The 20,367-nt window shown below is 66.0% G+C and carries 19 protein-coding genes and 1 pseudogene; 9 read left to right on the forward strand and 11 right to left on the reverse strand.

Translation table 11 applies throughout. The features are described 5' to 3' along the window. Positions 1–2: 2 nt before the first annotated feature. Positions 3–785, reverse strand: coding sequence for a 2-oxo-hept-4-ene-1,7-dioate hydratase (gene hpaH / locus AC1DGP_RS02875; protein WP_441504581.1), 783 nt, complete (start codon positions 783–785; stop codon positions 3–5). 37 nt (positions 786–822) lie between these two features. Then, on the reverse strand, positions 823–1,716 hold the full coding sequence (locus AC1DGP_RS02880; RefSeq protein ID WP_441504582.1) for a dioxygenase family protein: 894 nt from the start codon (positions 1,714–1,716) through the stop codon (positions 823–825). A 279-nt stretch (positions 1,717–1,995) separates the two neighbouring features. Between AC1DGP_RS02880 and AC1DGP_RS02885 the strand changes: the two genes are divergently transcribed. Both AC1DGP_RS02885 and AC1DGP_RS02890 read left to right on the forward strand, forming a co-directional pair. Further along, positions 1,996–2,721: a GntR family transcriptional regulator gene (locus tag AC1DGP_RS02885; protein WP_441488494.1), complete on the forward strand. Its 726-nt coding sequence runs from the start codon at positions 1,996–1,998 to the stop codon at positions 2,719–2,721. Between the two features lie 16 nt (positions 2,722–2,737). Next, positions 2,738–3,637, forward strand: coding sequence for a sugar phosphate isomerase/epimerase family protein (locus tag AC1DGP_RS02890; RefSeq protein ID WP_441504583.1), 900 nt, complete (start codon positions 2,738–2,740; stop codon positions 3,635–3,637). A gap of 28 nt (positions 3,638–3,665) precedes the next feature. Here AC1DGP_RS02890 and AC1DGP_RS02895 read toward each other — a convergent pair whose 3' ends face one another. The 9 genes and pseudogenes from AC1DGP_RS02895 to AC1DGP_RS02935 all read right to left on the reverse strand — a co-directional run bounded on the left by AC1DGP_RS02895 (position 3,666) and on the right by AC1DGP_RS02935 (position 12,362). Beyond that, a complete protein-coding gene (locus tag AC1DGP_RS02895; protein ID WP_441504584.1) occupies positions 3,666–4,592 on the reverse strand; it encodes a Gfo/Idh/MocA family protein in 927 nt (308 codons plus the stop codon). A gap of 10 nt (positions 4,593–4,602) precedes the next feature. Beyond that, the gene (locus tag AC1DGP_RS02900; RefSeq protein ID WP_476826091.1) at positions 4,603–5,697 is read right to left on the reverse strand and encodes an ABC transporter ATP-binding protein; all 1,095 of its coding nucleotides are present in this window, start codon (positions 5,695–5,697) and stop codon (positions 4,603–4,605) included. A 71-nt stretch (positions 5,698–5,768) separates the two neighbouring features. After that, positions 5,769–7,079, reverse strand: coding sequence for an alpha-galactosidase (gene melA / locus AC1DGP_RS02905; protein ID WP_476831713.1), 1,311 nt, complete (start codon positions 7,077–7,079; stop codon positions 5,769–5,771). 36 nt (positions 7,080–7,115) lie between these two features. Further along, on the reverse strand, positions 7,116–7,973 hold the full coding sequence (locus AC1DGP_RS02910) for a carbohydrate ABC transporter permease (RefSeq protein ID WP_441504587.1): 858 nt from the start codon (positions 7,971–7,973) through the stop codon (positions 7,116–7,118). Then, the gene (locus AC1DGP_RS02915; RefSeq protein ID WP_441504588.1) at positions 7,970–8,902 is read right to left on the reverse strand and encodes a carbohydrate ABC transporter permease; all 933 of its coding nucleotides are present in this window, start codon (positions 8,900–8,902) and stop codon (positions 7,970–7,972) included. The genes AC1DGP_RS02910 and AC1DGP_RS02915 overlap by 4 nt, the downstream gene beginning before the upstream one ends. Positions 8,903–8,940: 38 nt before the next feature. Further along, positions 8,941–10,236: an ABC transporter substrate-binding protein gene (locus tag AC1DGP_RS02920; protein ID WP_441504589.1), complete on the reverse strand. Its 1,296-nt coding sequence runs from the start codon at positions 10,234–10,236 to the stop codon at positions 8,941–8,943. Between the two features lie 69 nt (positions 10,237–10,305). After that, entirely contained in the window at positions 10,306–11,376 is a 1,071-nt protein-coding gene (locus tag AC1DGP_RS02925) for a LacI family DNA-binding transcriptional regulator (protein ID WP_441488502.1), read from the reverse strand. Positions 11,377–11,610: 234 nt separating this feature from the next. Beyond that, positions 11,611–11,784: pseudogene (locus AC1DGP_RS02930) on the reverse strand (helix-turn-helix domain-containing protein); the annotation flags it as partial. 89 nt (positions 11,785–11,873) lie between these two features. Continuing rightward, positions 11,874–12,362 (reverse strand): MgtC/SapB family protein, encoded by a 489-nt coding sequence (locus AC1DGP_RS02935; RefSeq protein WP_441488503.1) that lies wholly within the window; start codon positions 12,360–12,362, stop codon positions 11,874–11,876. Between the two features lie 373 nt (positions 12,363–12,735). Here AC1DGP_RS02935 and AC1DGP_RS02940 point away from each other — a divergent pair, with 373 nt between their 5' ends. The 7 genes from AC1DGP_RS02940 (at position 12,736) to AC1DGP_RS02970 (ending at position 20,306) form a co-directional block, all read left to right on the forward strand. Next, complete coding sequence (locus tag AC1DGP_RS02940; protein WP_476775819.1) at positions 12,736–13,047, forward strand: hypothetical protein; 312 nt, start codon at positions 12,736–12,738, stop codon at positions 13,045–13,047. Between the two features lie 160 nt (positions 13,048–13,207). Continuing rightward, positions 13,208–13,717, forward strand: a complete 510-nt coding sequence (locus AC1DGP_RS02945; protein ID WP_441504591.1) for a cupin domain-containing protein — start codon at positions 13,208–13,210, stop codon at positions 13,715–13,717. A gap of 253 nt (positions 13,718–13,970) precedes the next feature. Continuing rightward, complete coding sequence (locus AC1DGP_RS02950) at positions 13,971–14,675, forward strand: hypothetical protein (protein WP_441504592.1); 705 nt, start codon at positions 13,971–13,973, stop codon at positions 14,673–14,675. Between the two features lie 301 nt (positions 14,676–14,976). Next, positions 14,977–16,566, forward strand: coding sequence for an ABC transporter substrate-binding protein (locus AC1DGP_RS02955; protein ID WP_476831714.1), 1,590 nt, complete (start codon positions 14,977–14,979; stop codon positions 16,564–16,566). A 76-nt stretch (positions 16,567–16,642) separates the two neighbouring features. Next, positions 16,643–17,656 (forward strand): ABC transporter permease, encoded by a 1,014-nt coding sequence (locus AC1DGP_RS02960; protein WP_441504594.1) that lies wholly within the window; start codon positions 16,643–16,645, stop codon positions 17,654–17,656. 14 nt (positions 17,657–17,670) lie between these two features. Beyond that, positions 17,671–18,570 (forward strand): ABC transporter permease, encoded by a 900-nt coding sequence (locus AC1DGP_RS02965; protein WP_441504853.1) that lies wholly within the window; start codon positions 17,671–17,673, stop codon positions 18,568–18,570. A gap of 2 nt (positions 18,571–18,572) precedes the next feature. Continuing rightward, positions 18,573–20,306 carry a dipeptide ABC transporter ATP-binding protein gene (locus AC1DGP_RS02970; RefSeq protein ID WP_476831715.1) on the forward strand — a complete coding sequence of 578 codons (1,734 nt, stop codon included), beginning with the start codon at positions 18,573–18,575 and terminating at the stop codon, positions 20,304–20,306. Positions 20,307–20,367: the final 61 nt, after the last annotated feature.

Below are 20,367 nucleotides of genomic sequence, written 5' to 3' on the forward strand. Positions count from 1 at the left end.
CCTTAGTTGAAAGAGACGCCGATGGCGCCGAGCGGGCCGTAATCGACCTGTATGACGTCTCCGGCTGCGATGTCGACTGGCCGCGTGAAGGAGCCGGCGAGGACGATCTGCCCCCTCTTCAGCCCCGCGCCGACGACATGGAGCTTGTTGACCAGCCAGGCGATGCCGGCAGCCGGGTGGCCCATGATGGCAGCCGAAACCCCGGATTCCTCGATAATGCCGTTCTTCGACAGCGTCGCGCCGACCCAGCGGATGTCGACATCCATCGGACGGACCGGTCGGCCGCCGACCACGATCGCGCCGAAAGCGGCATTATCGGCAATCGTGTCGGTGATCGCGCGCGGAACGTCAGTACGGTAATCGATGATCTCGAGCGCCGGCACGACCATTTCGGTCGCGCGCATCACGTCATAGATGCGCTTTCCCGGTCCTTCGAGATCCTCGCCCATGATGAAGGCGAGTTCGACTTCAAGCCTCGGCTTGATGAAGAGGCTCGCCTTGATCTGGGCACCGTCGTTGAAGAGCGCATCGTCAAGGATGCAGCCATAGTCCGGCTCGCTGATCTTCGAGGCCATCTGCATGGCGCGCGAGGTCAGGCCGATCTTGTGGCCCACCATTCTCGCTCCGCCCGCGATCCGCGCATCTGCCCACAGGCCCTGGATGCGATAGGCGTCCTCGAGTTCGATCGCGGGATAGGTCCTGCTGAGCTGCGGGACCGGCTTCAGCGTGCGCTCTGCCTGGAGCAACGCATCGGCCGCCTGCTGGCGTTCGGTATCGGTCAGCATCGGAACACTCCTTGGCGGCGCGGGTCGCGCGAACGGGTCACTTGATCGGCGGGCGCGGCAGCACGGTCTCGCCGGGCTCCATGACGTAGGTGTAGTCGAGCGAAGACCAGGGGACCGGCACCATGGCGTCGGATGGGTGGGGTTCGTCATGGCGGATGAAGTCGCCGACAAGAGCCCTGGTGACGCCGAATTGCACATCGGAATCGATATGCGGGTCGCGTGGGTCGTAGACCTGCGAGATCAGCACCTTGAAGCCGGGTTTGACGATCAGCGCATGCAGATGCGCCGGACGATAGGGATGGCGGTCCTGCACGGCGAGCAGCCGGCCGACCACGCCGTCGGTGGGGATGGGGTAGCCCACCATCTTCACCGTCGAGAACCAGAAGCGCCCTTCGCTGTCGGTGGTGAATTTGCCGCGCAGGTTCATCTCGGCCTGCTCGGGATCCTGGTTCTCGTAGAGCCCGACGGGGGACGCATGCCAGACATCGACCTCGGCTTCGACGATCGGTGCACCGCGCTGGTCCAGGACACGTGCGGTGACGAGCAGCGGATCGCCCGGCGTGTCGGAGCGGATGATCGTGCGGCCATTTTCGACATGAGGAGCATTCAAGCGCCAGAATGGTCCCAACAGCGACTGCGACGTTTCGGTATTGCCGCCATCGCCGTTGTTGAGCAGGCAGACGAGCGACGAGACACCCAGCGAGCCCGCCATGAGCACCATCTCGTTATGGCTATCGCTGGCCAGCTTGCCGATCTCGTTGAGGATCGCGGTTGCCTCGCGGAACTCCGCTTCGCTCAGCCGCACATCACGGACAAAGGCGTGGAGATGGCTGACCAGCGAGGTCAGGATCTCGCGCTGGCGCGGGTCTTTCGTGCGCTGCATCACGGCCAGCGCATCGCGGGTCACATCCTGGTGGCTCTCGATGATCATGGCGTCCTCCCTGCGATCTCCACTCCTGTAAAATCGATTATCTGTCAATCAAGAGCCGCATGAAGAACGCCATGCGCCGGCTCCGCACACGCTGAGCGAGGCCTTCCAGCGCAGTAATTCCCGAGAACCTTCTGAAATAAGCCCATCTGTGAGATAGTTGCACCACATCTGGAGAAGCAGCCCATCTACTCGCGGCGTATCGATCGCCGCCCGGTTGACGTAGATAATCGATTATCATACCACCTCGACTCTCGCGCCGACGGGTTCAAGGGAGGGACGATGAACATCGCTGTCGACGACCTGCCCCCCGCCGAGTTTTCGTCGAAAGGCACTCCAGCGACGGCAAAGAACACCAAGGCGTCGCTTCTGGTGAATCGCCTCCGCGAGGCGATCCTGTCCGGGGAACTGGCGCCCGGCACCAAGATCAATCTCGATACCGTCCGTCGGCAGCTCGACGTCTCGCTCAGTCCCCTTCGCGAAGCGCTTGCCCGCCTGATTGCGGTGGGGCTTGTCGAACTGCACGACAACCGCGGATACACTGTCGCGCCGGTCTCGCTGTCCAACCTTGCCGAGATCACGAAACTGCGCGTCGAGTTCGAGAGCCTGGCGCTCTCCTCAGCCATCGCGAAAGGCGACCTGGCCTGGGAAAGCGACGTGATGCGCGCCCTTCACCGTCTCAACCGGATAGAGCGGATCGCCAGTGAGCCGGCAACACTGGAAGCCTGGGAGCACGCGCATCGCGACTTCCACATGATGCTCCTCGCCGGTTGCGGGATGCCGCTGCTGCTGAACGCCTGCGTCATGCTGCACAACCTGAACGACCGTTATCGACGGATCTTCCTGGTGGCCCAAGGCGGGGACCGCAACGTCGCCGCCGAGCATAGCGAGATCGCCCAGGGCGCGGTCGCCCGCGACGCCGACTATGCCTGCGCCAAGCTGCGCGAGCATATCCAGCGCACCGGGTCCAACCTCCACACCCGCCTTGCCGGCCAGTTGCAGCCCTGAAGCGATGGAGCGTCCCGTGTCATCGCCATCAGGTCAGCCGCCTCTTGGAATCGCGCATTTCACGACGATCGATGTGCCGCCGCTCGACTTCGTCGCACTCGCGGCGAAAGTCGGTTTCTCCGCGGTAGGGCTTCGGCTGAATCCGGCCTTTCCTGGCGCGCCCTTCTACGAGATCCGCCCCGGCAGTGCTCAGATGCGGTCGATACGGTCCCTGCTGACCCAGACCGGCCTGCGCGTCTACGATATCGAATTCGTCGTCATCGACGCGAATTTCGCAGCGGACGCGCTGATCCCGATGCTGGAAAGCGCGGCGGAACTCGGTGCCAGGCGCCTGAGCGTCTGCGGCGACGATCCCGACCATAGACGGCTCGTCGCCAGCTTCGCCTCTCTGTGCGACGTCGCGGCACGCTTCGGCATGGGCGTCGACATCGAGAACATGCCATGGCGCCGTGTCGCCAGCATTCACGACGCCGCAGCGATCGTAGGGGAGGCCGACAAGGCAAATGGCGGGGTCCTGGTCGATGCCCTTCATCTTTCGCGAGGCGGCGGTCTTCCGATCGACCTGAGAACGATCCCGTCGCATTTCATCAGGAGCGCGCAGCTCTGCGACGCGGTGGCCGAACGCCCGACGACATTCGACGAGATCATCAGGGAGGCGCGCGCGGGACGCAGGCTTCCAGGCGAGGCCTCCCTGCCCTTGCAGGACCTCCTGGCGGAACTGCCGGCCGACGTGACGCTCTCTGTCGAGGTGCCCAATCAAGGGCTGCCGGCGGCAGAGCACGCGAAGGCGGTGTTCGAGGCGGCACGGCAGGTGATCGCTGCGCACGCACTCGCCACACCGACTTCGAGGACACCGCTTACGGAGGTGGCTACGGGGCGCTCTTCAGTGGCCCAAGCAGGACGGCGAGCGAACTGAGCACGATCAGATAGCGCCCCGGGGAATGTCAGCCCTCGAAGGGCTCGACGGTCAAACGCCGCCCCAGCATGAATGCGTCGCCGACCAGCGCCAGCGGCGCGAGGTCGACATCGCTGCGGCCTTCCGCGATCAGCGCTTCGAAGCGGCGATAAATCTCCGCATATTCCCGCTCCGGCTCGTCGACCAATATGCGGCCGTCATGGCTCAGCGTCCTGCCGCCCGAGGAGAGCATGATAAGGCCGGCCTCAGTCTCGACATGGATGTCCCAGCTCTGTTCGCCCTCCTGGCGGAAGTCGAATTCTGCGTGGATCGGCAGCCCCGAACCATCCGCGAGATCGAGCGCGGCGGCGATCGGCGCCTGGCGGTTTGCCGGGACGGATAGCGAGGCGCCGGTCACGAAGACCGGCTCGGGCAGAATGGTGGTCAGAATCGAGAGGGCGTTGATGCCGGGGTCGAAGACGCCGAGCCCGCCGGGCTCGAAGATCCAGTCCTGCCCGGGATGCCAGACGCGCACATCCTCCTTCCAGATGATCTCGACCGAGCGCGGCCGGTGCTGCGCGAGAAGGGCGCGCGCCGGCGCGACAGCGGGCGCAAAACGCGAATGCCAGGTGGTGAACAGCGTCCGGCCGCTCCGTTCCGCCTTTGCGACGAGAGGGCCGAGTTCGCTGACGCTGGCGCCCGGCGGCTTTTCAAGCAGGACGTGCATTCCGGCTTCGAGCGCCTCTGCCGCCAGCGCATGCCGGCCTTGAGGCGGTGTGCAAAGGGCAACGGCATCGAGATCGATATCCGAGGCCAGCATCGCGCTGAGCGAGGTGAAGACGGGCAAGCCAGGCAGCGTGCCTTCCCGGCTCGCCGCCGCGACCAGCTCGAAACCGGGCGTGGCCGCAATCGCGCCGAGATGCTGGCTGTGCGCGATCTTGCCGAGCCCGACGAGTCCGAGGCGGATCCTCGACATCCCGCCCGCCTCAGCTGTGCGCGACGGTTTGCGCAGTCACGCGCGCGCCGTCGGGCCGGAACAGATGCGCCAGTGCGATATCGACATGCAGCGGCACCCGCTCGCCGGGCTTCGGCTTCTGCTGTCCCTCGACCTGAACGGTGATCGGCTGGCCGTCGGAGAGGACGCCGTAGATCAGCGAGGAGCCCCCGAGCTGCTCCACGAGCTGGACCTTCGCCTCGCCGATCCGCGTGCCGGCGCCGCCGAGCCGCAGGTGCTCGGGCCGCAGGCCCAGGCTGCAATCGGCGCCGTCCTGGCCAGCCAGATGCGGCAGGGGCAACACGGTCTCGGCCAGGGCCACCCGCGCTTCTCCTCCTGTCGCCGGCAGCATCCTGGCCTGCAGGAGGTTCATCTTCGGGCTGCCGATGAAACCCGCGACGAAGCGGTTGACGGGGTTGTTGTAGAGCTCCAGCGGCGAGCCGATCTGCTCGACCTTTCCGGCGCGCAGAACCACGATCTTGTCGGCCATCGTCATGGCTTCGACCTGGTCATGCGTGACATAGATCATCGTGTTGCCGAGCTGCTGGTGCAGCTTGGCGATTTCCACGCGCATCTGCACGCGCAGCTCCGCGTCGAGATTGGAGAGCGGCTCGTCGAACAGGAAGATCTTGGGTTCGCGCACGATGGCGCGGCCGATGGCGACGCGCTGGCGCTGCCCGCCCGAGAGCTCCTTGGGCTTGCGGTCGAGCAAGTGATCCAGTTGCAGGATCGCCGCGGCACGGGCCACGCGCATATCGATCTCGGCCTTGGTCATCCGCGCCGTCTCGAGCGCGAAGGCCATGTTCTTGTAGACATTCATATGCGGGTAGAGCGCATAGGACTGGAACACCATCGCGATGCCCCGTTGCGCCGCCGGCACCTCGTTCATCACCGCGTCGTCGATGCGCAAGGTGCCGTCGCTGATATCCTCGAGCCCGGCGATCATCCGCAGCAAGGTGGATTTCCCGCAGCCAGACGGACCGACGAAGACCACGAACTCGCCGTTGGTCACGGACAGGTTCACATCCTGGATCACCGGGTGATCGCCGAAGCGCTTATGGACATGCTCCAAGGTCAGCCAACTCATCGTTCCCTCCTTGCGGCCTTATCGTTCTTGTCGTTGCGGGCAGGCAGGCCGCCTGCCCTGCTTGGGCGCGCTCAGGCAGCGAGTGCCGTCGAACGGATGCCGACCGGCATGGCCGAACCATGGGCCGCGATCAGGTCGTCGACCATGGCGCGGATCTCGCCCAGCGAGAGGACACTCGCGGCATGGCGGTCCAGCACCGCGGCGCGGTAGACCGCGTCCCGGTCGCCTTCCAGGGCAGCGCGCACGGTGAGGTCCTGGACGAAGACATGCGGCGCGCAATGGGCGGCGAGCTCCGGCGGCAGCGTGCCGGCATGGCAGGCTCGCAGGCCGTTGCGGTCGACGATCACGGGCACCTCGACACAGCAATCCTGCGGCAGGTTCTCGATCAGCCCGGTGTTGCGGACATTTCCGTAGATGAGCTGGGGCTCGTTCGTGACCATGCCGTTGATGATCGATGCGCCGTATTCGTCGCTGCGCTCGAGCGAGAAGCTCTCGCCGGCCAGCAGCTTTTGCCGCGTGTCGGCATAGCGTCGCAGGTTGCGCTCGCTGCGGCGAATATACTCGTCGACCGGCACGTCGAATTCCGCGATCTGGTCCTCGCGGCGCAGGAAATAGGGCGTGTATTCGGCCGTATGCTCGCTGGATTCGCTGACAAAGCGGCCGAGATGCTCCAGCAGGGCGAAACGGATCTTGTCCTTCGCAAAGATCTCCGGATTGCGGGCGGCACGCCGCAGCTGCGGATAGGCATCCTTGCCGTCGATTTCGAGCCGCAGGAACCAGGTCATGTGGTTGATGCCGGCGCAGTCATAGCTCAAGCGGGAGCGATCGACCCCGAGATAGGAAGCAAGGTCGCGCGCCGTGTGCTGGACGTTGTGGCACAACCCGACCACCTGCTGCTCTGGGAAGGCCCTGTAGACCGCCCAGGTCAGAATGCTCATCGGGTTGGTGTAGTTCATCAGCAGGGCATTGGGGCAGACCGCCCGCATGTCCCCGACCAGGTCGACCATGAAGGGAATGGTCCGCAACCCGCGGAAGATGCCGCCGATACCGACGGTATCCGCGATGGTCTGCTTCAGGCCGTAGCGGCTCGGGATCTCGAAATCGAGCAGCGTCGCCTCGTGCATGCCGATCTGCACCATGTTGATCACGAAATCCGCGCCCTCCAGGCAGCGCCGGCGGTCGGCATGCTCGGTCACGGTCGCCCCGGCATCGAACTGGCCGGACGTCCAGCGCGCCATCATTCCCGCCGTTTCGAGGCGCTCGGCATCGATGTCGTACAATGCGATCTCGCATTGCTTCAGCGCGGGAAGACTGAGGATGTCGGTGAGCAGGTTCTTGACGAAGACGACGCTGCCGGCGCCGATCATGGCGATCTTGGTCATGTCATGGTCTCTCTTGGGTAGAGGTCGGGAAAGGGCTCACTTGAGGCCTGTGCTGGCAATCCCCTGAACCAGATAGCGCTGGAAGATCAGGAAGATGAGCAGCATCGGCAGGAGGGAGATCAGGGCCAGCGCCATGACGCCGCCCCAGTCCGGATTGGCCTCGCCGCGCAGCAGGTTCAGGCCCAGCGGCAGGGTGAAGAGTTCCTGGTCGGTCAGGACGACCAGCGGCCAGGCGAAGTCGTTCCAGCGCCACATGAAGGTGAAGATCACCAGCACGGCGATGATCGGCTTCGAGAGCGGCAGCACGATGCGCAGGAAGATCCGCATCTCGCTGGCGCCGTCGAGCCGGGCGGCCTCGATCAGCTCATCGGGAATGCTGACCATGAACTGGCGCACCATGAAGACACCGAAAGCTTCGGCCGCGCGCGGCAGGATGACGCCCCAGGGCGAATTCAGCAGCCCCAGCCAGGAGGTCACGAGGAATTCCGGCACCAGGATCACCTGGATCGGGATCATCAGCGCGCCCAGGATCGCGAAGAACAGGATGTCGCGCCCGGGGAAGCGGAACTTGGCGAAGACGTAGCCGCAGAGCAGGTTCGCGGACACGGTGATCAGCACGGCGATCACGGCGATGAAGGTCGAATTCATCACCCAGGTCAGGAAGGGATGGCGCTGCGCGATATTCCTGAAATTCTCCAGCGTCAGCACCTGCGGGATCAGGCTCACCAGCGGCTGGAAGACCTCGGAACGAGGCCGGATCGCGGTCGCGAGCATCCAGTAGAGCGGAAAGATCATCGCCAGCGCGCCGAGCACGACAGCGATCCAGATCAGCACGTTGCCGGTTCGGCGGGTGCCGGGGCGCCTGGCGCCAGCCTCGAAGGTGACGCCGCTCATAGCACGTTCTCCGATTGGCGGCTGACCCGCCACTGAATGATCGTGAAGCCGAGCACGATGGCGTAGAGCACGACGCCGATCGCGCTGGCATAGCCCATCTCCGATGTCATGAAGGCGGACTGGTAGATGTATTGCACCAGCATCGTCGTCGAGAATCCCGGGCCACCGCCGGTCATCACGTAGATCAGGTCGAAGACCTGGAAGGAGTGGATCACGCTGAGGATCAGCAACAGGAAGGTGGCGGGCCGCAGGAGGGGCAGCGTGATCTTCCAGAACTGGCGAGAGGGCGACGCGCCATCCATGGTCGCGGCTTCGTAATAGAGCGTCGGGATCGACTGCAGCGCGGCGAGATACACCACCATGCAGAAGCCGACCCTGACCCAGAATGTCGCAATCACCAGCGACGGCAGCGCCCAGGCCGGCGAGGAGAGCCATGGGATCCGGTCGCCGCCGAGGCGCACGATCAGGGAGTTGATGACGCCGTAATGCTCGTTGAACATCCAGGCGGCGATGATGCCGGTGGCGACGGCCGAAACCACGACCGGAAGGAAATAGACGCTGCGCAGGAAGACCCGCCCCGGCATCCGTCGGTTCAGCGCCACGGCCAGGAGCAGCCCGCCTGCCATGGTGGTGGGCACCGAAGCCACGGCATAGACCGCCGTATTCAACAGCGCGTGCCAGAACTGCGTGTCGGCCACCAGCCTGCGATAATTGGCCAGGCCGGCATAGGTGACGTCGCCGATCAGGCTCCAGTCATGGAAGCTGATATAGAAGGCATAGAGCAGCGGAAAGAAACTGAAGGCGCTGAACAGAAGCAGGTTGGGCGTGATCAGGAGATAGGGCAGCATCCAGGGCCGCCGGAAGGAGCGGCGCCCCCGCGCCCCGGTAACGGGGGGCGCGGTGCTGGTCATGACGACGCTGTCGGACATGGATCACCTCGCAGACGGGACGGCAGGCCGCACCGCCGTCAGCTCTTGAGGACGCTGCGGATGGTGCCTTCCACGTTCTCGGCCGTGTCCTTTGGCGACTGGCCGGAGGTGAAGGCGAGGTCGAGCTGCTCGCCGAGCTTCGTATTGATGCGGCTGAAATCCGGCAGCGTCACCGTCGCGGCCAGATGGTCCGGGATCGTCCGCGACTGCTCGACGAAGACCTGCATCGCGTCGGGACGAAGCGGGTAGTCCAGCTTCGTTTCCATGAGGCTGCGCCGAACCGGCAGGAAGCCGGCGGCGATGCAGAAGTCGCGCATATTGGCCTCGTTGGTGGCATAGCGCAGGAAGTCGATGGCGACATCCCGGTTCTTGCTGTCGCGCGTCACGGCCAGACAATTGCCGCCGAGATCGGAGGCCATGCTGACGCTGCGCGGCATATAGGTCACCTGCCACTCCGCCTGTTTCATCGCGTCCTGCAGGAACGGGATCTGCCAGTCGCCATGCACCAGCATGCCGATCGTCCCGTTGGCGAAGAGGTTCTGCGTCTGCTCGTTGGTCTTGATCGAGGTCGTGGGCGGGACGAGCTTGTCGGTGAACCAGGACTGGGCCCAGGCGATCGCCTCGAGACCCTCCTTCGACGAGAGCTGCGGCTGGAGCAGCTGCTCGTCGAGCAATTTGCCGCCATTCTGGTAGAGGAAGGGCAGAAAGCGATAGGCGGCGGTGTTCTGCCAGGCGCAGGCGAAGCCGAATGGCGCTCCGGCCTTGTCCTTCAGCATCCGGGCGATCCGGATGAACTCCTCCCAGCGCCAGCTGTCCTCGAGCCGCCGCGGCAGCTCGATTCCGGCCCGCCGGAACATCTCCATGTTGCAATAGACCGCGAGCGTGTCGGTGTGGTGGGGAATGGCGAAGGCCTTGTCGCGATAGGTGACGGCCTTCCACAATGCGGGGGCGAATTGCGCTGCCAGGCCGCCGTCGAGATGCCCGCTCAGATCGACGATTGCGCCTGCTTTCGCATAGCGGCCGACCTGCTGGTACTGGATGCGGACCAGATCGGGGGCCTGCCGGCCGGCGAGGCGCGTATCGACCTGCTGATAGAGCTGGCCGGAGGATCCGCTGAGCTCCAGCCGGATCGAGACATGCGGGTTTTGCGCGGTGTAGCCCGCGATCAGCCGGCGGAAAGCGTCCTCCTCCGCCCGGTTGCCCCAGACCGCGAAATTGAGGCTCACCGGCGCCTGGGCCCGCGCCGCCCTCCCCGACCCGACCGAGAGAGCGAGCCCGGCGCCCAGAATATGCCGCCGAGAGAAAACCGTGCCTGTTCCGTTGAGGTTCGTCATCCCTGTTTCCTTCCCTGGATCATCACCGCTTTTCGCGGCTTGGTTTTTTGGTGTTGTTGGTCACGGGCTCTAGGCTGGCAGGCCACCACCCTTCAGGCCGCCGCAGGATTCCCGGATCACGAGCTGGACCGGAAGCTGCGTGTACCGAACGGGGCTTTCCCCGCCCTCGAGCTGGTCGATGAGGCTCGTCGCCGCCTGCTGGCCGAGCTCGAGCCGGCGGTGTTCCACCGTCGTTAGCGCCGGAACCGTGAAAGCCGCGAGCGCGATGCCGTCGAAGCCGACCACGGCCATGTCCTCGGGCACGCGCAGGCCGTGACGACGCAAGCCGTGCAGCACGCCGATCGCCATCTGGTCGTTGAACACGAAAAGCGCTTCGGGCCGCGGCTGCGGCAAGGCGAGCAAGAGCTCCACCGCCTTCACGCCTCCTTCCGGACTGTTCGCGACCTCGATTTCCCAATCCGGACGCGGCGGCAGACCGGCTTCGAGGAGCGCCCGACGATAGCCGTGCACACGCTCCCGCTCGCGCAGGGGATGCCGCTGCTGGCCCGAGATATGGCCGATCCGCCGATAGCCGCAGGCGAGCAGGTGCTGCGTCGCCATGTAGCCCCCGCCCTCGAGATCGACGCCGACGGAGGTGATTTCGGTACCGTCGCCTTGATCCTGCAGCGCGACACAGGGGACGCCGTGGCGTGCCAGTTCCTTCAACGCGTCCCAGATCGCCCGCGTTGGAGCCGAGGTGATGACGCCGTCCGAGACGCCCCCGCGCAGCCGCGCGATCGCCTTGAGCTTGGCCGCCTCGTCTTCCGCAACGAGCACGTCGAGCAGATAGCCGCGCTCCTGCGCCACCTGCTGCACGGCGCCGATCACCTCGGCCGAGTAGGGATTGCCGATATCGGGGGTGATGAAGGTGAGCGTGTTGGTGCGCCGCTGCCTCAGGTTCCGTGCAACGGAATTCGGGGTGTAGCCGAGATCGGCGGCGGCTTTGCGCACACGCTGCTGCGTGGCCTCGGAGAGACCGACGCGCCCACTTGCGCCATTGAGCACCAGCGAAACCGTCGCCTGCGAAACCCCCGCACGCTTCGCGACATCGGTGCTGGTCGCGGCTCCCGGTCGCTTCGATGGTTTCTGCTCGCGCGGCAACGCCTTCTCCTGGAATCTAATACGTATTAGATTAAGAGCTAACCGCTCATGGAATGCCTGTCAACGAAGGCCGCAGCGCCGACCTGACGGCGCATTCCTAAGGCCGGGACCAGTCGATCAAGCTGGTCATGGCAGCCGCCCGGCTGGCAGAAAACCTCAACCTGCGCGCGCCGGTTGGCCAGTGCATCCGGGCGCACGGCAGGCCCTGAGCCTTGGCGCGCAGCCGGCTCGCGCCACGGTCCGCCCCGCTTCCTTCAGCATCGGCTTCCGGGTGGAATCCCGGTCGAACAGCGGGAAGCCCAGCTGAGCCACCAGATTGGAGATCGTGTAGCTGATCACCGAAGTCGCGCGCCCAAGCGCGCGCCGAGCCCGCCCGCCTCTGCCCCCTCCGACGGGCTTGTCGGGCATGGAGCCGATATTCGATGACTTCCGCTCCCGACGCGCCTTCCGCAATCGCGGGATGAGCGCAGGAAGCATGTGCCGCAATCGGGTGCCTCTCAGTCCTCGTCGCGCGCCCGTGCTTCCCCTTGCGCAGCTCTCGCCGCATCTCCCCCGGCCCGCCGCCCGGCCCAGCGCTCGATCGAGTGATTGATCGCCAGCAGCAGCAATGCGAGGCCCGTTGCGGTCACGACGATCTTCCAGTCGCCCAGGCCGGCAGCGCAGCCGAGAGCGGCCGTCACCCAGATGGCCGCAGCCGTGGTGAGCCCCCTCGGGGTCATTTCCCGATCGCGAAGGACGATCACCCCGGCGCCCAGAAATCCGATGCCGGTCAGAACACCCTGCACGACACGGCTTGCCGCATCGGCCTGATCCGGTTCGCCGAAGATCCCAGCTGCCGCTGCCGTTCCAAGTCCGACCAGACCGAATGTGCGAATGCCCGCACTGCTCTGCTTGAGCGTGCGCTCCCAGCCGACGGCTATGCCCGCGGCGGTCCCCGCCAACAACCTGAAGATCAGGTCGACTTCAGCCCATGAAAACAGCTCCATAGGGCTATTCCCGCCCGGGGGTATCAAGGTCGCTACGCCGTACGCGCTCGCGCGTGCCGGCCGCCTCGACGGCATCAGGGCCTGCCGGCCCAGCCGCCTTGAGCGGCACAGGCGAAGGTGAGAAAGGGCCGTCGGGGCCCCGTTGCGCTGAATCGCGCGCCCCAATCTGAGCTTCCTGGCCGTTTCTCATGGGGTCTCCTTCGCTATCACCCCTTCCCCAACGCCGCCCCCGACAGGCTGTTCCGATGCAGGCGTGAAGAAGACCGGCGAGGCACCATCCGCCAGGAATGCCCGGCCGAGGGCCATGCGCCGCCCCGTGGCGAACACGTTGCTCCGCCATGCGTTATCCGACCAACTTTGGACCGGAGAGATGATGAGCGACGGAAAACATGAGCTCCGATTGGCCTTCAAGCGCATCGAGCGGGAGGTTCCGCAGGGTTTCGCCTCCCTGTTGCGCTGGCTGCGCCATCCCGCCTCGCGCTGGGCCCGCCTCCCCGCGGGCCTCATCCTCGTGGTCGGGGGCATCTTCTCGATACTGCCCGTGCTCGGGCTCTGGATGCTGCCGCTCGGCCTGCTACTGATCGCAGCGGATATCGCGCCCTTGCGCAAACCCATGGCGCGCTTTGTCCACGCTGCCATGAACCTGTGGGCGAGGCTGCGAGCACGCTGGCAGCGACGAGGCTAAGGCTGCTCCGCACGAGCGATCCCGAGCAAAAAGCGCCCACTGAGGACCGAATGCACCAATGCGCGGTACGTCCCGGACTGCGCGCCGCCGGGACGTACCGCCGGACCGGGAACGATGGGTCATTCCCAGCGTTATGCCGCCGAGTTCCGCGGGGCACGACATGGCGATCGTCACGGCGTTTCATTTCGAGGAGCACGGCACCGTGCCGAATAATCCGCGCCTGCCCGTGCTGTTCTACGTGGCTGCGTTTCCCGCCGAAGCCGCGGATATGGCGACCCTCATGGAAGAGCGTTTCGAAGGGAATGGCTGGCCCCCGCAATGGCGCAGCGGCATCTATGACTTCCAGCACTATCACACCGAAGGGCACGAGGCTCTCGGGATAGCCGCCGGCAAGGCGACACTGCTCCTAGGGGGAGAAAGAGGCCGTGAGATCGAGGTTGCCGCCGGAGATGTCGTCCTGCTGCCGGCGGGAACGGGACATCGATGCTTGCGGGCATCGCAGGACTTACTGGTGATCGGCGCCTATCCCCCGGGGCAGTCGGGGGACATCGTGCGGACCGAAGCAACAGCGCCGATCCGCCGGGCAATCGCCCGCCTGGCGTTTCCGGCGAGCGATCCGGTGGCCGGGTATGATGGCCCGGTTTCGTACCACTGGAGCGAGAGTATGTGAGACCGGAGTTGTTTGTCGTGCCCATTTGCGAATATCGCCCGCTCGCCCTGCCTGTCGCAGGCTCCCGCCCGCGCGCCGGGCGCAACGCTTGACGCAAGCCCTGCTAGCCCTGGCGCGACGGGCATCGAGGCAATCCCTCTTGTGGTCAGCGGGACCGGTGACTGATGGCCAAGGCGCGCAACGAGGCTTTACTTTCCGGCCATGAGCCCGGACGCTGATCGCCCCCGCTCCCGTCGGAAACGCGCTGCCTGCCATGCCCGAGACTGCTTCCGCGCGCCGCGCCATCGGCCTGATCGTTCCCTCCTCCAACCGGGTCGTCGAGCGCGTGGCGGCCCGTCTGCTGGCTGGAACTCCGGAGATAGATTGCTGCATCGCCCGGGTGCCCTATGACGGCATCGTCGCGGCCGCGCCGGCTGCCGGCTACAGGCTCGAACCCTTCGACACCGCTGCGATGCTGCTGGAAGAGGCCCGCGTCGATACGATCTGCTGGAACGCGACGCGGGGCGCGGCGCTGGGCTTTGCCGCCGATCGCGACCTGTGCCGGCGGATCGAGGACAAGACGGGCATCCCGGCGGTCACCACCGCTCTCGCGACCCTTGCGCTCCTCGGGGCAGAGCCGGGCCGGCGCGTCGGCCTGATCACGCAGGGCGACGAAGCGGAATCGCTGCATGTCGCCGGGCAGTTTCGCCGTGGGGATGTCGACATCCGCGAGCATCTCTGGCTCGGCATCACCAATAATCTCGATGCCGCGCATCTTACCGGCGACAGGCTGCTCGCCGAGGCAAGGACCCTGGCCGCGCGATCGCGCCTCGACACCATCCTGGTCTGGAGCACCAATCTATCCGGCTACGCCGCAGGCCTGGCCGCCGATCCGGCATCGGATCCGGCCATCCTCGACGCGGCCGAGATCGGCATCAACGCTGCGCTGATAAGCACAAGTGCGCGGCAGCAGAGATAATTGCCCACTAAATAGCCTGAATACCAGTCATTGCATGCAACATGACGAGGGCGGCTGCCCACGCCGGCATTTTACAAGAGATTTCAATCGCCTAAGTCTTGGCACGCTACGTGCTTGACTGGCGCCCATGTGCGCCTTTGCTGACCCGCATCCAGGACAGAGCACCATCCGAGCCGCGACAGGCGCGGAACGGATTGCCCTCGCGGCCCGGCCGCAGGGCGCTCTGCCCCGCCCGCCGGCCTGTTCCCGGCGGGCCGGCGCGCCGCGACATCCCGACTGGCAAAACAAGGATCTCTCGCCGATGCTCACTCGCCGCACCGCCATCGCAGCCGGCCTTGCTGCCCCCTTCGTCGCGCAGGGCAAGCTCGGGGCACAGACACCCAGCCGGGCCGAGACATTGCTGCTGGTGCAGGAATATGGGCCCAACAGCCTGGACATGCAGGGCATCGGCTCGTCGCAGCCGGTCAATGGCGTCGCGCTGAACTGCTATGACCGGCTGCTGCGCTTCAAGCCGGTGCCGATCCCGGGCGGCGGCGGCAACACGATCGCGATGGGCGAGCTCGAGGGCGAACTGGCCGAGAGCTGGCAGGTCGCCTCGGACGGCATGAGCTGCACCTTCAAGCTGCGCGACGCCACCTTCCATTCCGGCCGCAAGGTCACGGCGGCCGATGTGAAATGGTCGCTCGACCGCGCCTGCACGATCGGGGGGTTCGCCACCACGCAGATGAATGCCGGCTCGCTCGAGAAGCCAGAGCAGTTCGTCGTCGTCGACGACAAGACCTTCCGAGTCGACTTCGTCCGCAAGGACAAGATGACGCTGCCGAACCTCGCGGTCACCATCCCCTTCGTGTTCGACTCCGAGCTCGCGATCAAGAATGGCGGCGGCGATCCCCATGCGAAGGAGTGGCTGAAGAACAACGTCGCCGGCTCCGGCGCCTACAAGGTCGAGAGCTGGAAACCCGGCGTCGAGACGATCTATGTCCGGAACGATGCCTGGACCTCCGGCAAGCTGCCGCAGCTTCGCCGCATCATTGCGCGCGACATCGCCTCGCCTTCGACCCGCCGGGCCCTGATGGAGCGCGGCGATGCCGATGTCTCCTACGGGCTGCCACCGAAGGACTTCAAGGACCTGCTCGATGCCGGCAAGGTCAATGTCGTCGGCGTGCCGATCCCCAACGGTGTCTGGGGCTGCTACCTCAACACGCAGGTCGGGCCGTTCAAGGATGTGCGCCTGCGCCAGGCCGTGGCCTGGGTGATGCCCTATGAGAAGCTGCTGCAGGCCTCGCTGTTCGGCCGCGGCGTCGACATGTCGGGCGGGCCCGAGACGCCCAAGGTCACCTGGCCGCAGCCCTTTCCCTACACATCCAACGTCGCCAAGGCCAAGGCGCTGGTCGATGCAGCCGGCGGCGGCTTCTCGACCACGCTGTATTTCGACGCCGGCAATGCGACGGTCGCCGAACCGATGGCGGTGCTGATCAAGGAGGCGCTCGGCGCGATCGGAATCACCGTCGAGATCAACAAGGTGCCGGGCGCGAATTTCCGTACCGAGATCGCCAAGAAGACCAATCCGATGGTGCTGAACCGCTTCGCCGGCTGGCTCGACTATCCCGATTACYACCTGTTCTGGACGATGCACGGCAATAATTCGATCTTCAACATCGCCGCCTATCAGAACCCGGAACTCGACAAGCTGATCGACGCCGCGCGCTTCGCGCCCGACAAGGCAGCCTATGACGCTAATGTCGTCGACTTCATCAAGCTGGTGAACCGCGAGGTGCCGATGGTGCCGATCGCGCAGCCGACCCATGACGTGGCGCTCCAGAAGGCGATCGGCGGCTATCAGTTCCAGCCCTGCCGCGAGCCCGATTTCCGCTACCTGACCAAGGGCTGAGCGCCCAGCGCACCGCCGCCCCGCACGCAACGGCGGCGGCGGCGACTTCGCCGGATTTCGGCAAGGAGGCTGCACAATGCTTCGCATGATCGGCGGGCGGCTGATGACGACGATCCCGTCGGTCATCGGCGTGATCATCGTCACCTTCCTGCTGACGCGGGTGTTGCCGGGGGACACGGCAGCCTATTTCGCCGGGCCCGCAGCGACGCCGCAGGCCATTGCCGAAATCCGCAGCAAGCTGGGGCTCGACCAGCCCTTGCCGGTGCAGTTCGTCTCCTATGTCACGGCGCTGGCCAAGGGCGATCTCGGCCAGTCCCTGACCACCGGCCAGCCGGTGACGGCCGACCTGGCGGCGCGGCTGCCCGCCTCCGCCGAGCTGACGCTTGCGGGTCTGCTGCTGGCCATGTCGGTCGCCCTGCCGCTCGGCGTACTGGCCGCGGTGAAGCAGGGCTCCTGGATCGACCATCTCTGCCGCGTGGTGGCGACGGCCGGCGTCTCGCTGCCGGTGTTCTTCACCGGGCTCCTGCTGGTCTATGCCTTCTATTTCCTGCTCGGCTGGTCGCCGGCGCCTCTCGGGCGGCTCGATGTCTTCGCCTCGGAACCGCCGCGCATCACCGGGCTGTTCTTGATCGACAGCCTGCTTGCCGGGCATGTCGAAACCTTTCGTGCCGCGCTGGCGCAACTGATCCTGCCGGCGGTCACGCTCGGCATCTTCTCGCTGGCGCCGATCACGCGGATGACCCGCGCCTCGATGCTGGCTGTGCTCGGCGCCGATTTCGTCCGCACCGCGCGCGCCAGCGGGCTGACCAATGCCAAGGTCATCGGCACCTATGCCTTTCGCAACGCCATGCTGCCCGTCGTGACCACGCTCGGCATGGTGTTCTCCTTCCTGCTCGGCGCCAATGTCCTGGTCGAGAAGGTCTTCGCCTGGCCGGGCGTCGGCTCCTATGCGGTCGAGGCGCTGATCGCCTCGGATTACGCGCCGATCCAGGGCTTCGTGCTGACCATGGCGATCCTCTACGTCGTGCTGAACCTGCTGATCGACCTGCTCTACGGCGTCATCGATCCCCGCGTCAGGCTGGAAGGGTGAGGCCCGTGAACGACATGAGCAAGCTCGACCCCGCCGCCACGCCCGCCCTGCGCTTCGAGGCGCCGCCCGCGACGAGCCTGTGGGCCCATGCGCGCCATGTCGTCTCGGAAAACCCGATCACCGGCTTCGCCTTCCTGCTGTTCGGGCTGATCGTGCTCGCGGCGATCTTCGGTCCCTCGCTCGTGCCCTACGACCCGCTGGCGAGCAACACCAATGCGGCACTCCAGGCCCCGAGCGCGGCGCATTGGTTCGGCACCGACCAGCTCGGGCGGGACATCTTCAGCCGGGTCATCGCCGCGACGCGGCTCGATTTCACCATTGCGGTCGCCTCGGTCGCGCTCGTTTTCCTGCTCGGCGGGCTCGCCGGCGTCAGCGCCGGCTTCTTCGGCGGCTGGGTCGACAAGCTGGTCGGTCGCATCGCCGACACGATCATGGCCTTCCCGCTCTTCGTACTGGCGATGGGCATCGTCGCGGCGCTCGGCAACAGCGTCACCAATATCGTGATTGCGACCGCCATCATCAATTTCCCGCTCTATGCGCGGGTGGCGCGGGCCGAGGCGAATGTGCGGCGCGAGGCGGGTTTCGTGCAGGCGGCGCGGCTCTCGGGCAATTCCGACTGGCGGCTGCTCCTCACCCAGATCGTGCCCAACATCATGCCGATCATGGCTGTGCAGATGTCGCTGACCATGGGCTACGCGATCCTGAACGCGGCCGGCCTCTCCTTCATCGGCCTTGGCGTACGCCCGCCGACGCCGGAATGGGGGATCATGGTGGCCGAGGGTGCGAGCTTCATCGTCTCCGGCGAATGGTGGATCGCCTTCTTCCCCGGCCTGGCGCTGATGATCGCGGTGTTCTGCTTCAACCTGCTCGGCGACGGCGTGCGCGATCTCGTCGATCCCCAGCGGAGGAATTGACCTTGGCCACGATCCCGCTGCTCGAGATCCGGAACCTCACCGTCGAATTCGCCACGCGCCGTGGGGCGGTGCAGGCGGTGAAATCGATCGATATCAGCGTCGCCAAGGGCGAGACGGTCGCGATCGTCGGCGAGTCCGGCTCGGGCAAATCGGTGACCTCCTATGCCGTGGTGCGCATTCTCGACCGGGCCGGCCGGGTCGCAGAGGGTTCGATCTCGTTCTCAGGCGTCGATCTCGTCGCCGCCGACGAGGCGCAGATGCGCGACCTGCGCGGGCGCGAGATCTCGATGGTCTTCCAGAACCCGCGCGCCGCGCTCAACCCGATCCGCAAGGTCGGACGGCAGATCGAGGACGTGCTGCTGCAACATGTCCAGGCGACGCGCGCGACCGCCAGGGAGAAGGCGATCGAGGCCCTGACGCGCGTCAGGATCGCAAGGCCCGAAGAGCGCTACGATGCCTACCCGTTCGAGCTTTCGGGCGGCATGTGCCAGCGCGTGGTGATCGCGCTCGCCATCACCTGCCAGCCGCAGCTGCTGATCGCCGACGAGCCGACCACGGGGCTCGACGTCACCACGCAGAAGGCGGTGATGGATCTCATCGTCGAGCTCACCCGCKAGCGCGGCATGTCGACGATCCTGATCACCCATGATCTCGGGCTGGCTGCCGCCTATTGCGACAAGGTCGTGGTCATGGAGAAGGGCCGCGTCGTCGAGACGGCCGCGGCCAGTGAGATCTTCCGCAATCCGCAGCACCCCTATACCCGCCGGCTGATGCAGGCGACGCCGCGCATCGGCATGTCGCTCGCCGATCTGCTGACCGAACCGCCGAAGGCGGAGCCGGTGCCCAAGACAGCGCCCGCCCCCTCGCCTGTCCCCACCTCCTCTGGCGCGGCGCGAGGCGAAGCGGCCCCTGGGCCGCTGCTCAGCGTCGAGGCGCTGGTGAAGGAGTATCCGCGCCCGGCTACGGGGGCGTTCCTCGCCAGGCTGATGGGCAAGGCGGAGCCTGGGAAGCCCGGCTTCCGCGCCGTCGACGGTATCAGCTTCTCAATTGCGCGCGGCGAGACGCTCGGGCTCGTCGGCGAATCCGGCTGCGGCAAGTCGACGACCTCGATGATGATCACGCGGCTGATCGACCCGAGTGGCGGCAGGATCGTCTTTGACGGCAGCGATATCGGCGCGATCCCCGCCCGGCAGTTTGCGGCCTCGCCCCAGCGCCGGCGCATCCAGATGGTGTTCCAGGACCCGACCGACAGCCTCAACCCGCGCTTCACTGCCGAGCGGGCGATTGCCGACCCGATCATGCGGATGGGCGCGATCCGCGGCCGCGATGCGCTGCGGGCGCGCTGCGAGGACCTGGCGCGGCTTGTCGGCCTGCCGGCCGAGCTGATCGACCGGTTCCCGCATCAGCTCTCGGGCGGGCAGAAGGCGCGCGTCGGCATCGGCCGCGCGATCGCGCTCGACCCCGACCTCGTCATCCTGGACGAGCCGACAGCGGCGCTCGACGTTTCCGTCCAGGCGGTCGTCCTGAACCTGCTGGAGGAGTTGAAGGGGCGGCTCGGCATGAGCTATCTCTTCGTCTCGCACGACCTGAATGTGGTGCGGCTGCTCTGCGACCGGGTGATCGTGATGCGCAGCGGCGCGATCGTCGAGGAAGGTACCGCAGAAGAGGTTCTGGGCAACCCGAGAGCCGAGTACACCAGAGAGCTGCTGACCGCGATTCCGCATCCGCCGATGTGACGGTGCAAGATGCCGTTGCGCATGCAGCGCCGAAACCGGCCATGGCCTTTGGAGACGCCTT

Source organism: Allobosea sp. 05T433 (genome assembly GCF_056396065.1).